This window comes from Ensifer oleiphilus, assembly GCF_013371465.1.
Taxonomy (GTDB): domain Bacteria; phylum Pseudomonadota; class Alphaproteobacteria; order Rhizobiales; family Rhizobiaceae; genus Ensifer; species Ensifer oleiphilus.
Genome location: NZ_JABWDU010000001.1, coordinates 186800 through 199580 on the forward strand (window position 1 = coordinate 186800; position 12781 = coordinate 199580).

Annotated in this window: 13 protein-coding genes; 11 read left to right on the forward strand and 2 right to left on the reverse strand. The window is 62.4% G+C overall.

What is annotated here, in order from left to right; translation table 11 throughout:
• Positions 1-82: 82 nt before the first annotated feature.
• Positions 83-1066, forward strand: coding sequence for an iron exporter MbfA (gene mbfA, locus HT585_RS00940; protein WP_176351214.1), 984 nt, complete (start codon positions 83-85; stop codon positions 1064-1066).
• A 70-nt stretch (positions 1067-1136) separates the two neighbouring features.
• Here mbfA and HT585_RS00945 read toward each other — a convergent pair whose 3' ends face one another.
• Positions 1137-1757 carry a transglutaminase-like cysteine peptidase gene (locus tag HT585_RS00945; protein WP_176351215.1) on the reverse strand — a complete coding sequence of 207 codons (621 nt, stop codon included), beginning with the start codon at positions 1755-1757 and terminating at the stop codon, positions 1137-1139.
• Between the two features lie 288 nt (positions 1758-2045).
• Positions 2046-2855: an alpha/beta hydrolase gene (locus HT585_RS00950; protein ID WP_176351216.1), complete on the reverse strand. Its 810-nt coding sequence runs from the start codon at positions 2853-2855 to the stop codon at positions 2046-2048.
• Between the two features lie 218 nt (positions 2856-3073).
• Between HT585_RS00950 and infC the strand changes: the two genes are divergently transcribed.
• The 10 genes from infC to pheT all read left to right on the forward strand — a co-directional run bounded on the left by infC (position 3074) and on the right by pheT (position 12724).
• On the forward strand, positions 3074-3610 hold the full coding sequence (gene infC / locus HT585_RS00955) for a translation initiation factor IF-3 (RefSeq protein ID WP_077503129.1): 537 nt from the start codon (positions 3074-3076) through the stop codon (positions 3608-3610).
• A 216-nt stretch (positions 3611-3826) separates the two neighbouring features.
• Positions 3827-4423 (forward strand): hypothetical protein, encoded by a 597-nt coding sequence (locus HT585_RS00960; RefSeq protein WP_176351217.1) that lies wholly within the window; start codon positions 3827-3829, stop codon positions 4421-4423.
• Positions 4424-4754: 331 nt separating this feature from the next.
• A complete protein-coding gene (locus HT585_RS00965) occupies positions 4755-5261 on the forward strand; it encodes a PepSY domain-containing protein (protein ID WP_246707546.1) in 507 nt (168 codons plus the stop codon).
• Positions 5262-5268: 7 nt separating this feature from the next.
• Entirely contained in the window at positions 5269-5934 is a 666-nt protein-coding gene (locus tag HT585_RS00970; protein ID WP_176351218.1) for a response regulator transcription factor, read from the forward strand.
• Complete coding sequence (locus HT585_RS00975) at positions 5931-7298, forward strand: sensor histidine kinase (protein ID WP_176351219.1); 1368 nt, start codon at positions 5931-5933, stop codon at positions 7296-7298. The genes HT585_RS00970 and HT585_RS00975 overlap by 4 nt, the downstream gene beginning before the upstream one ends.
• A 171-nt stretch (positions 7299-7469) precedes the next feature.
• A complete protein-coding gene (rpmI, locus tag HT585_RS00980) occupies positions 7470-7673 on the forward strand; it encodes a 50S ribosomal protein L35 (protein ID WP_025425550.1) in 204 nt (67 codons plus the stop codon).
• 39 nt (positions 7674-7712) lie between these two features.
• Positions 7713-8117, forward strand: coding sequence for a 50S ribosomal protein L20 (gene rplT, locus HT585_RS00985; protein ID WP_025425551.1), 405 nt, complete (start codon positions 7713-7715; stop codon positions 8115-8117).
• Positions 8118-8208: 91 nt separating this feature from the next.
• A complete protein-coding gene (locus tag HT585_RS00990) occupies positions 8209-9036 on the forward strand; it encodes a BUD32 family EKC/KEOPS complex subunit (RefSeq protein WP_176351220.1) in 828 nt (275 codons plus the stop codon).
• A 52-nt stretch (positions 9037-9088) separates the two neighbouring features.
• Positions 9089-10171, forward strand: coding sequence for a phenylalanine--tRNA ligase subunit alpha (gene pheS / locus HT585_RS00995; RefSeq protein ID WP_176351221.1), 1083 nt, complete (start codon positions 9089-9091; stop codon positions 10169-10171).
• A 126-nt stretch (positions 10172-10297) separates the two neighbouring features.
• The gene (pheT, locus tag HT585_RS01000) at positions 10298-12724 is read left to right on the forward strand and encodes a phenylalanine--tRNA ligase subunit beta (RefSeq protein ID WP_176351222.1); all 2427 of its coding nucleotides are present in this window, start codon (positions 10298-10300) and stop codon (positions 12722-12724) included.
• The last annotated feature ends 57 nt before the right edge of the window (positions 12725-12781 follow it).

Below are 12781 nucleotides of genomic sequence, written 5' to 3' on the forward strand. Positions count from 1 at the left end.
TCGCGTGATTGCATGGCTTTGGCCTTGACGCACATTCTCGGGGTTTCTATTTTAGAATAATTCTAAAGAAGGTTTTTCGTCGATGTTCTCCCGTCTCTTCTCCCGCTCCAAACGTCCCTTTCTCTCCCTCAACGAACAGGAAATCCTGGCGCTGGCGATTTCCTCCGAGGAAGACGATGGCCGCATCTATCTCGCCTATGCCGATGCGCTCAGGGAAAAATATCCGCACTCGGCAAAAGTGTTTGAGGAGATGGCCGAGGAAGAGAGCCATCACCGGCAATGGCTGATCGACATGCATATGCAGCGTTTCGGCAACCGAATCCCGCTCATCCGCCGTGAGCATGTGCGCGACTTCCCCGATCGCAAGCCCGACTGGCTGATCGGCGAAATGCCGATCGAAAAGGCGCGTGCGGAAGCCGAAACCATGGAGGAGACGGCGCACCGCTTCTACGTCGAAGCGGCAGCGCGCACCCAGGATGCGGCGACACGCAAGCTGCTGGGAGATCTGGCGATCGCGGAAAAATCGCATGAATCGCTCGCCCGCAGGCTGGGCGAAAAGCACACGCCGAACGATGTGCGCGAAGAGGAGGAGCAGACCGCCCGCCGACAGTTCATCCTGACTTACGTTCAGCCGGGGCTGGCGGGGCTGATGGATGGCTCGGTCTCGACGCTGGCGCCGATCTTTGCTGCGGCCTTTGCCACTCAGGACACCTGGCAGACTTTCCTCGTCGGCCTGTCGGCTTCGGTCGGCGCCGGGATTTCCATGGGCTTCACCGAGGCTGCTCACGACGACGGCAAGCTGTCGGGCCGCGGTTCGCCGATCAAGCGCGGCCTCGCTTCGGGCATCATGACGGCGCTCGGTGGTCTCGGGCACGCGCTGCCCTATCTCATCCCGCATTTCTGGACGGCGACCATCACGGCGGCCGTCGTTGTCTTCTTCGAGCTTTGGGCGATCGCCTTCATTCAGAACCGCTACATGGAAACGCCGTTCCTGCGCGCTGCATTCCAGGTTGTGCTGGGCGGTGGACTGGTGCTGGCCGCGGGCATCCTGATCGGCAATGCCTGATCAGGCGCAGGCTGAAACGAAGAAGGGCCGGTTCGACCGGCCCTTCTCACGAAACTGTATTGGTACGCTATCAGTTGCCGACCGAGCCGACGACCAGTTCCGCGCCGTTGTCGATGGTGACCCAGCGACCGCTGTTGAACGAAGCCTGACGCTTGAGATAGCGGTAGGGCGTCTGGGTCCAGAGCTTCACGCCGTTTTCGAGATTGTCGAGCACGAAGTCGCCCTGGGCGGTGCGCACCGTCAGAACCGCGTGGCCTTCGCCGTCGGGTTTGCGAACGACGGTGATCAGCAGCTCGCCTGCGGAAAAGCCCTTGCGCATCAGGCGCTTGCGCTTTTCGAGGACAAAGTCCTCGCAATCGCCGGCGTCCTGCGGGTAAGCCCAGACTTCATCCCTGCCGAAGAGCTCCTGATCGGTGACCGGTGTGATCTCCCGGTTCACCTGGGAGTTGACCTGTCGGATCGTCGCCCAGCCGCGTTCGGTGACGCGCGGTGCCACTGTCGCCTTCGACTTGACGTTGCATTCGCCCTTGTGCTTCTGGCAGAACTCGTAATGTCCGATAGGCTGCGAAGTAGCCGAGCCGGTCTGCATCCAAGGAGAGGATCCCGCCTGTGCGGGAATTGCCGTGTTCGCTGAGATGAAAAGTGCGCAAAACGCCGCGATACTTCCCTTAACTCCAGTCCAAGACGCCATTCATGTCCCCTGCGTAACGCGGTATGCCGAACTCTTCATGTTCGGACGTATTCGCGCAATCCTGAGTTGCGGGCAGCTTGTTCAGGTCTTTCGCCTCACGCTGCTCTAATCGTTAACAAAGAGTTAATAGCGTTGGGGTCGGAGAGTCAATCTACTGATTCGGGCATTGGACTTTATGGTTAAAGCCGTTGCCGGAATGCAGCGCAAAGCCCTGCGCAGCAGGCGATCTGCGGCGCATCGAGCCGAAAAACGGGTCGTCGAAGAGATGTCTCGTGCTGTCCTTGCGGCTTAAGCCGAAGGCAGCATGTTGCCGATTGCCTGCTTCATTTTAGCAATGTCTTCCTCGCGCGAAAGACGATGGTCGCCATCGCGGATCAGCGTCATGACGACATCGTCGGCGGGCAGATGCTCCATCAGTTTCAGCGCGTGGCCGTAGGGCACGTCGGGGTCGCGCATGCCCTGGAGGATATGGACCGGGCAGCCGGTGGTGATCGTGCCGACGAGCACACGGTTGTCGCGGCCATCCTCGATCAGGGCGCGCGTATAGATGTTGGGCTCGGGGCTGTATTCGGACGGTTCCTCGAAATAGCCGCGCTCGTCAAGCGAGCGCTGTTCTGTCTCCGTCAGGTTGGGCTCGATGAGGTCGGCGGTAAAGTCGGGAGCAGGGGCGATCAGCACCAGCCCGGCGACGCGCTCGCCCATGCCGTGCAGGCGCAGTTCCTGGATCAGCCTGAGCGCGATCCAGCCGCCCATCGACGAGCCGACCAGGATCAGGCGTTGGCCGGGAGTTGCATGGTCGATAACGGCAAGGCTCTCTTCCAGCCAACGCGAGATCGTTCCATCCTTGAAGGCGCCGCCGGAGGCGCCATGGCCGGAATAATCGAAGCGGATGCAGTCGGTTGCGCGGTCTCTCGCCAGGTGTTCGACCGCGACGGCCTTCGTGCCGGTCATGTCGGAGCGGTAGCCGCCGAGCCACACGAGGGCGGGCCTTTCGGAGGGCATTTGCGCGCGCAGAATCCGCATGGCGATGCGTCGACGGGCGGCATCCTTGCCAACCTCGATGAAGGTCGTTTCGGTTTCGGCTGTCGTCGTTTGCATCGCAATTCTCTCCAAATGCCCGGATTGGCGGCGAATTTCTTTCTAAAACAGATTCGTCTTGGCTTCGACAGGTGGTGATTTTCCCTGCAAGCCATGCTATTGACTCTCGCGTCGCAATTCACACATTGCCGTCGGCGGCAGATTGAAGCATTTCGGCCAAGGCCGCGCCGACAATTTATTGAACCGCATTTCGGAAACAGCTCGAGGAGAGTACGACCATTCGCAGACCGTTCAAAACGGACGCCCCCGTCAAGGAGGGGCCGCGCTCAAACAAGGAAATCCGGGTACCCCGGGTTCAGCTTATCGATGCCGAAGGCCAGAATATCGGTGCCGTCCCGATCGACCAGGCGCTCCGCATGGCGGAAGAGGCCGGTCTTGATCTGGTAGAGATCGCACCGAACTCCGAACCGCCGGTGTGCAAGATCCTCGATCTCGGCAAGCTGAAATACGCCAACCAGAAGAAGGCGGCCGAAGCGCGCAAGAAGCAGAAGATCGTCGAGATCAAAGAGATCAAGATGCGTCCCAACATCGACACGCATGACTATGAAGTGAAGATGCGGGCGATGAATCGTTTCTTCGAAGAAGGCGACAAGGTCAAGGTGACCCTGAAGTTCCGCGGTCGCGAAATGGCGCACCAGGAACTCGGCATGAAGCTCCTGCTTCAGGTCAAGGACGACACCCAGACGATTGCCAAGGTCGAAGCCGAGCCGAAGCTCGAAGGCCGCCAGATGATGATGGTCCTCGCTCCGCGTTGACCGCCGTTGACGGACGCATCGTCCGTGCACCGTATCAGGTAGGAAGCCGCCCTTGGGGCGGCTTTTTGCGTTTGAGCGCATTCCGATGTCCCAAACGATCCCCAGTGGCGTCATTCTCTGCGCCTTGCTGACAGAATGCTGACAACCGGCCTCAGCGAGCTGTCAGCGGCGGCATGGCAATCTGACGTCATCGAATTCAGGAGAAGGACGAAAATCATGTACGTCACGCTTCGAAAAGCTTTGCTTGTGTCCACCATGGGCGTTTGCGGCCTCGTCTCGGCGCCTGTCGGGTTCTCGCTGGTGGCCACCGGTCCGGCGCATCCATTTGCCATGTCCGCACTTGCCAGCGGCGACGACGACAACAGCGGTCGTGGCGGCAGTGATGATCGTGGCGGCGACGACCGCAGCAGCGAAGATCGCAGCCACGACGATCGGGACGATCACGGCGGCAACAGCGGCCGCGGCAGCGATCATGATGACAACGACAACGACAACGACAACGACAACGATGATGACAACGATCATCGCGGTCGCCACGGCCATGACAATGCCAATGACGATGATGCGGACGATGATCGCGACAATGACCGCAATGACCGTGACGAAGTCACACTCAGCGTTTCCGAGGACAGCCTGCGCGGACTGCGCGACGGCTCATTGGTTGCAGTCGACAATCTTGGCCGTGCGCTTGAGGTGGAAGTCGAGTTCGAACACGGTGTGCGTGTGGTGACGGTCAAGCCGCATGGTGGCGATGCCCGCCGCAATCCGGGTCCCATTACCAGCGTTTCGATCCAACCGGCTTCGGCTCGCTGATCTGAACAACGAATGTCCGGTGCATCCGCCCCCGTAGTGCACCGGAATGATGGGCTCATTCCGCTTAACGCCCGCCCAGCGGATTGGCCCAAGGAACGCATGACCCCCTGCGCCGGGACCGACGCAGGGGGTCATGCGCTTTTCCATGTCTGGCTCCACGCGTCTGGCCTCTTGCGCTCGGCAGCGCAGGGGATCAGTCTGAAGCCAGACGAGCGAGGGGATCTTACAAGCGCATGGGGGGAATGCGCCTCGGGAATAAGGGACGCCGGATGATGTCGGGAAGGACGCGGCGTTTTTCGCAAGGCTTGAAAATGTGGAACTGGATCAAACCATGCCGATGACGCGACGAAATCTAATTGCGATGGTCTGCTGCTCGTTGCTGATGTCGCTTGCGCCGCAGGTGGGAGGCATTTCCGCCTTTGCCAAGGACGGTCGCGATGATGACGACAGCAGCGGCAGCGGCAGCAGCGGGTCCAGCGGCCACGGCGGTGACGATTCCGACGACGACCGCAGCGGTCGCGGCGGCGGCGATGACGACGACCACAGCGGACCTGGCGGCGGCGACGACAAGGACGATGATGGCGACGATGACAATTCCGGCAGCGGTCGGCGCAGCGATCAGGAACGGGCGCGCGATGGCGTCGAGAAGGGGCGCATCCTGGCGTTGAAGGAAGTGCTGCGGCTCGTCGACGAGAACAAATACGGCGCGGTCATCGCTGTGGATCTGAGGAACAATGGCGAAGTCTACCGGCTGCGCACGCGCGACCGGCAGGGCACTATCCGAAATCTGCGCATCAATGCGCGCACGGGAAAATTCATGAACATCTTCGGGTTCTGAGGACAGAATGCGCATTCTTCTGGCGGAGGACGATCGCAACATCGCCACCCATGTGGTGACGAAGCTGGAGGCCGAAGGTTACGGCGTCGATACGCTGGCCAACGGTCCCGACGTGTGGGAGCAGGGTGAAAACGGTGCCTATGCCGCGATCATTCTCGATCTGGGCCTGCCGGGCATGGACGGCCTGTCGATCCTCAAGCGCTGGCGCAAGGCAGGGCTGGAAACGCCGGTGCTGGTGCTGACGGCGCGCGGCTCCTGGATGGAGCGGGTCGACGGTTTCGACGCAGGGGCCGACGACTATCTGCCGAAGCCGTTTCGGGCCGAAGAGCTGGTGGCGAGATTGCGTGCGCTGCTCAGGCGCGCCGGTCCGCGGTTGCAATCCGTGCGTTCCGCCGGGCGCTTCACCCTTGATGAAACGACGCGCCGGGTCACGTTCGACGGCCAGGTTCTGGAGTTGAGCCCGCTCGAGTACCGCATGATCGCGCTGTTCATGGAGCGCAAGGGCCAGGTTTTGACGCAGCTTGAGCTGGCAAGTCACGTGCAGGGGCGAGAGGACGACGCGGCCAAGAATGCTGTCGAGGCGATGATTGCGCGGCTGCGCAAGAAGACCGAGAGTTCGGCGATCGAGACCCGGCGCGGCTTCGGTTACCTGCTGCCGGACGACGGCAGATGATCCGTTCCCTTCGGCTGCGACTGGCGATCGGCGCGCTGATTGCCGTCGGCGTGGTGCTGCTGGTGGTCTGGTTCTCGCTCTCTCGCCTTTTTACCGATTATGTCGTCGGCCGCTACCGCGCGGAAATGATCACGACCGTCGATACGATTGCCGCCCAGGTGGTCGTCAGGGACGGCGAACTCGCTCTGCCGCGCGAGCCGGCGGATCCGCGCTTTTCGCTGCCGGCCGGCGGCCGCTACTGGCAGCTCGCGCCGGAAGCGGGCACGCCGATCCGATCTCGTTCCCTTTGGGATACCGTCATTGATACCAAGACCCCCTCCGCCGGCCATTACGAAGGCTTCGTGGAACTCGAAGGTCCTGACGGTGCGCCGATGCTTGTTCATAGCCAGACACTGGCTCTCGGCGATGGCCCCAACGCCGAGCGTTTTTCCGTTCAGGCCGGATTTGGTCGCCAGGAGCTCGACGATGCGCTCTCGTCATTTCACGGGCGGATGCGGCTTATGCTGCTCGCAACCGCCGCCGTGCTCGCCGGAGCTGCCTTCTTGCAGGGCGCACTCGGTCTTGCACCGCTTAGAAGCCTGCGCGAGCGGGCCGCACTCGTGCGCGCCGGCAGCGAAAGGGACTTCGGTTCGGCCGGCCCCAGCGAAGTCGGGCCCGTTGTCAACGAGATCAACCTGCTTCTGGCCGAGCGCGAGACGGCCGTCGAGCGCGCCCGCGCCCGCGCCAGCGATCTCGCCCATGGACTGAAGACGCCGTTGACCGTGCTTGCCCAGCTTGCCGAACGCCTGCCCGACAAAGAACGCCGGTTGGCCTTGCAGCAGGTCGATCTCGTGCGCCAGCGTGCCGACAGGCAACTTCAGGCCGCCCGTATGGGCGTCGAGCGCATGGCAACCACATCGGTCGCCAGCATGGCGGGCAAGCTCGTCAGCGTGTTGCGGCCGGTTACCGCCGAGCGTGGCATCGTCTGGGAGGTGACGATCGATCCTGCGCTGTCTCTCGATATGGATCCGGCCGATCTGGCGGAGTGCCTTGGCAACCTGCTCGACAATGCCGCCAAATGGGCGCGTTCGCGCATCCGCGTTTCCGCAGCGCTGACCGAGGATCGATTGCATATCGTTGTCGGCGACGACGGACCAGGCATCGCCGACGGTGATCGCGAAAGGGTGATGGAGCGGGGCGGCCGCGTCGTGGATGGCGAGGCGGGGCAGGTGCCCGGCACCGGGCTCGGCCTTGCCATCAGCGCCGATATCGCCGATGCCTATGGCGCGACGCTGACGCTCGGGCAGTCGCCGCTCGGCGGGCTGGAGGCGGTTCTGACCTTTGAAACGGTGGGCGGGCGCAAGCGTCCGCGCGATCCGGTTTGATGCGGCCTGTCGCTTCCGCAGCGCTTCTTCGATTCCGCAGTTGCGCTTTTGGGGATGTCCGGGTATAAGCCCCCGTCCGAACGGTCCGGCAGGGCATGCCGTGGCCGTTCTTAACGCTGGAAATGGACCTCGTCTGTCCGTTTCGAATTCTTAAGAAAATGGAGTAGCAAAATGCCCAAGATGAAGACGAAATCGTCTGCCAAGAAGCGGTTCAAGATCACCGCTACCGGCAAGGTTCGTGCAGCTGCTGCTGGCAAGCGCCACGGCATGATCAAGCGTTCCAACAAGTTCATCCGCGACGCACGTGGAACCATGGTTCTCGCGGAGCCCGATGGCAAGAAGGTCATCAAGAACTACCTGCCCAACGGTCTCTAAGACTTTCAGGCATTTTGGACACGTTAAGGAGATCATGACATGGCACGTGTAAAACGCGGCGTAACCGCTCACGCCAAGCACAAGAAGACACTCAAGGCAGCCAAGGGCTTCTACGGCCGCCGCAAGAACACCATCCGCGCCGCAAAGGCTGCGGTTGATCGTTCCAAGCAGTTCGCTTACCGCGACCGCAAGGTCAACAAGCGCAACTTCCGCGCTCTGTGGATCCAGCGCATCAACGCTGCCGTCCGCGAATTCGGCCTGACCTACGGCCGCTTCATCGACGGCCTGAACAAGGCTGGCATCGAAGTCGACCGCAAGGTTCTGTCCGACATGGCAATCCATGAGCCGGCAGCATTCGGCGCCCTCGTCGAAGCTTCCAAGAAGGCGCTTGCCTACCTCAAGGAAGCCGGTACGACCAACGAGTTTGAAAGCGCTGTTCGTTAAGCCAGCGTTTTCCCAAAACCGTTCTTGAATTTTGTTGGGAAACCCGCGCTGGCAGGGCTAGCGCGGGTTTTTCTTATTTTGCGAGACGAAAGTGCACGACGATCGAAGAGGGCCGCTCGCGGTTCCGCAGTTGGACGACGACGACATGGCGGCTCTGCTGGCAGCACTTGCCGGCGGATCGTCCCGTGTCGAGCACTGCCAGCTCAAGAATCGCGCGGTCTGGATCAAGCGTTACCAGCGCCTCGGGGCCCGTATCGGTCAGCGCCTGCAGTGGCTTGCATCGCGGCTGACCGGCGTCACCATTCTTCGGCCGGCCCCGCTTCTCGATCCGCAGGGCATGCTCGACCGCGAGGTCCGGCAGATCAATTCTTTCTCCGCCGCCGGCTTCAAGACACCACAAATCCTCTATCGCGGCACGACGGCGCTGGTGCTGTCGCATCTCGGCCTGCCGGTCAGCAAGCAGATGGGCGCCTTGCGCGACAAGGACGCCGATGGCCACGATGCGCTTCTGGTGCGCTGTGCCGCCGAACTCGGCCGGCTGCACGCCGCAGGCCTCTGCCACGGCCGTCCGCATCCGCGCGATTTCATCATCGACGACGGCGAATTCTGCTTCCTCGACTTCGAGGAGGAGCCGGCAGCGGTCATGCCGCTCGCAATGGCACAGGCGCGTGATGTCTGGCTCTTGTTCCTGCAGATCGCAAGCCGCGCGCTGAAACCGGAAACCCCGGACCGGGCCTTTGTCGCCTGGAAGCTTGCCGCCCCGGCGGAAACCGCCGTCGCTCTCTCGCAGATCATGCCGTTTTTCGCGCGACTGCTGCCGCTGGCGCGCTTCCTCCTGCGCATCCAGAACGGCCAGGACCTCGTGCGTTTCGTGGCGGCGACGGACTATCTGACGAGCGCGACGCAATCACAATCCTGAAGACAACAACCGATATAGAACCGAACCCATTCCCGCATCGAGGCAGGACAGAATGAGCGAACTGGAAACACTGGAACGGACACTGCTGGCGGACATCGATGCCGCCGGCGACGAAGGATCGATCGAAGCGGTGCGCATTGGCGCACTCGGCAAGAAGGGCTCGATCTCCGAGCTGCTGAAGACGCTCGGCACGATGACGCCGGAAGAACGCCAGACCCGTGGCGCCCAGATCAATGCGCTGAAGACCACGGTCGCAGACGCGATCACCGCCCGCAAGTCTGCGCTGAAGGACCTGGCGATCGCCGAACGCTTGGCCCGCGAAACCGTCGATATCAGCCTGCCGGTGCGCTCGTCGCCGGCCGAGCGTGGCCGCATCCATCCGATCAGCCAGATCGTCGACGAGATCACCGCGATCTTCGGCGACATGGGCTTCTCGATCGCCGAAGGTCCCGATATCGAAACCGACTACTACAATTTCACGGCGCTGAACTTCCCGGAAGGTCACCCGGCCCGCGAGATGCACGACACCTTCTTCTTCAACGAAGACGACAAGGGTGAGCGCAAGGTGCTGCGCACGCATACCTCGCCGGTGCAGATCCGAACGATGGAAGCGCAGGACCCGCCGATCCGCATCATCATCCCGGGCAAGACCTATCGCCAGGATTCCGACGCCACCCACTCGCCGATGTTCCATCAGGTCGAAGGCCTTGTCGTCGACAAGTCCGCGAACGTCGCCAACATGCGCTGGGTGCTGGAAGAGTTCTGCAAGGCATTCTTCGAGGTCGACAAGGTAACGATGCGCTTCCGCCCGTCGTTCTTCCCGTTCACCGAGCCGTCCTTCGAGGTCGACATCCAGTGCGACCGCTCCGGCCCGATCGTCAAGTTCGGCGAGGGCACCGACTGGATGGAAATCCTCGGCTGCGGCATGGTGCACCCGAACGTACTGCGCTCCGGCGGGCTTGACCCGGACGAGTATCAGGGTTTTGCCTGGGGCATGGGCCTCGACCGCATCGCCATGCTGAAATACGGCATGCCGGACCTGCGTGACTTCTTCAACGCCGACGTCCGCTGGATGAACCATTACGGCTTCCGCCCGCTCGACATGCCGACGTTGTTCGGCGGCCTTTCGGCCTGATCGCATTCGGAGCATTTCCAGGAAAAGTGCGAAGCGGTTTTCCGTCCGGAAATGCGAAAAACAAAGGGATAGAGCGTTTCCGCGCTTCGATTTAAGCCGGAAACGCTCGAGGATACAGGTGAAATCATGAAATTCACGCTTTCCTGGCTCAAGGACCACCTTGAAACCGACGCTTCGCTGGAAGAAATCTGCGCGCGCCTGACGATGATCGGACTCGAGGTCGAGGACGTCGACGACAAGGCCGCCTTCAAGCCCTTCGTCATCGCCAAGGTCGTCTCCGCCGAGCAGCATCCGAATGCCGACAAGCTCCGCGTGCTGAAGGTCGATACCGGCTCGGGCGCCCCGATCCAGGTCGTCTGCGGCGCTCCGAATGCGCGAGCCGGCCTCGTCGGCGCCTTCGCGGCCGCCGGCACCTACGTCCCGGGCATCGCCGTCACGCTTTCCGTCGGCAACATTCGCGGTGTTGAAAGCCACGGCATGATGTGTTCGGAGAAAGAACTGGAGATCTCCGACGACCACAACGGCATCATCGACCTGCCTGATGACGCGCCCGTCGGCACGAGTTATGCCGCCTATGCCGGCCTCGACGACCCGATGATCGAGATCAACCTGACGCCGAACCGCCCGGATTGCACCAGTGTCTACGGCATCGCCCGCGACCTCGCGGCCTCCGGCCTCGGTACGCTGAAGGCGCGGCCGGCACCGTCGTTTGCGGTCGAAGGTGAAACGACGACCAAGCTCACGATCGACCTTGGCGACGACCGTCACCTGTGCCCCGGCTTCGGCCTGCGCCTGGTGCGCGGCGTCAAGAACGGCCCGTCGCCGAAGTGGATGCAGCAGCGGCTGCTGTCGATCGGTCTTCGCCCGATCAACGCGCTGGTCGACATCACCAACTACATGACCTTCGACCAGGGTCGGCCGATGCACGTCTTCGACGCCGCCAAGGTCCAGGGTAATTTGACTGTCCGCCGCGCCAAGGAAGGCGAAACCGTGCTTGCGCTCGACCAGCGCGAATACAAGCTCGGCCCCAACAACGTCGTCATCTCGGACGAAAACGGCATCGAGTCGATCGGCGGCATCATGGGCGGCGAACACTCCGGCTGCGATGAGAACACCACCGACGTCCTGATCGAATCGGCGCTCTGGGACCCGATGAACATCGCCAAATCAGGTCGCACGCTCGGCATCATCACCGATGCGCGCTACCGATTCGAGCGTGGCGTCGACCCTGAGTACATGGTGCCCGGTCTCGAACGCACCACGGAGCTGGTCGTCCAACTCTGCGGCGGCACGCCGGCCAAGGCCGAGGTCGTCGGCTATGCGGGCTATACGCCGAAGATCGTCGATTTCCCGATGTCTGAGGTCAAGCGCCTGACCGGGCTTGAAGTGTCGTCCGAGGAGAGTGTCGCGATCCTGACGAAGCTCGGCTTCGGCGTCGAGGGTTCGGGCGAGCGCGTCAACGTGTCGGTGCCGTCCTGGCGCCCTGACGTCGACGGCAAGGCCGATCTCGTCGAAGAGGTGATGCGCATCCACGGCGTCGACAATATCGTCGCAGCACCGCTGCCGAGCCATGGCACCGTCAACGGCAAGATCCTGACGACGCTCCAGATCCGTACCCGCCTTGCCAAGCGTGCACTCGCAAGCCGTGGCATGCTGGAAGCTGTCACCTGGTCGTTCATTTCCGAGGATCAGGCAAGGCTCTTCGGTGGCGGTTCGCCGGCGCTCAAGCTTGCCAACCCGATTGCGGCCGACATGTCCGACATGCGGCCGTCGCTGTTGCCGGGTCTTCTGTCGGCGGCGCAGCGCAATGCCGACAAGGGTTTTGGCGACGTCGCGCTCTTCGAAGTCTCCGGCACCTACGAGGGTGATGGTCCGGATCAGCAGCGCCGCGTTGCCGGCGGCGTGCGGCGTGGTACTGCATCGCTCAATGGCGCCGGTCGCCTCTGGTCGAACGCGGCCAAGGGCGGCGGCAAGCCGGTCGATGTCTTCGACGCCAAGGCAGACGCGATCGCGGTCTTGGAAGCCTGCGGCGTGCCGATGGGCAATGTCCAGTTCGAAGCCGGCGGCCCTGCCTGGTATCATCCCGGCCGCTCCGGCACGATCAAGCTCGGCCCGAAGATCGTGCTTGGTACGTTTGGCGAATTCCACCCGAAGACGCTCGAGGCGCTCGACGTTTCCGGTGCGCTCTGTGGCTTCGAGATCTATGTCGACGCAATGCCGGAACCAAAGAAGAAGGCGACCCGCACCAAGCCGGCGCTGGACCTTTCACCCTTCCAGGCCGTCAAGCGCGACTTCGCCTTCGTCGTCGACAAGGGCGTCGAGGCAGGTGCCATCCTGCGCGCGGCCTCAGGTGCCGATCGCAAGCTGGTGACCGGGGTCAGCGTCTTCGACGTGTTCGAGGGGGCGTCGCTCGGCGAGGGCAAGAAGTCGATTGCCATCGAGGTGACAATCCAGCCGGTCGAGCGCACGCTGACCGACGAGGATTTCGAAGCGTTGACGGCCAAGATCGTCGCCAACGTCACCAAGACGACCGGCGGCGTGTTGCGCGCCTGAAGGCCGTTCAAGTCATAATCACCGCAAAGGCCGCTGCTTGCAGCGGCCTTTTGCATG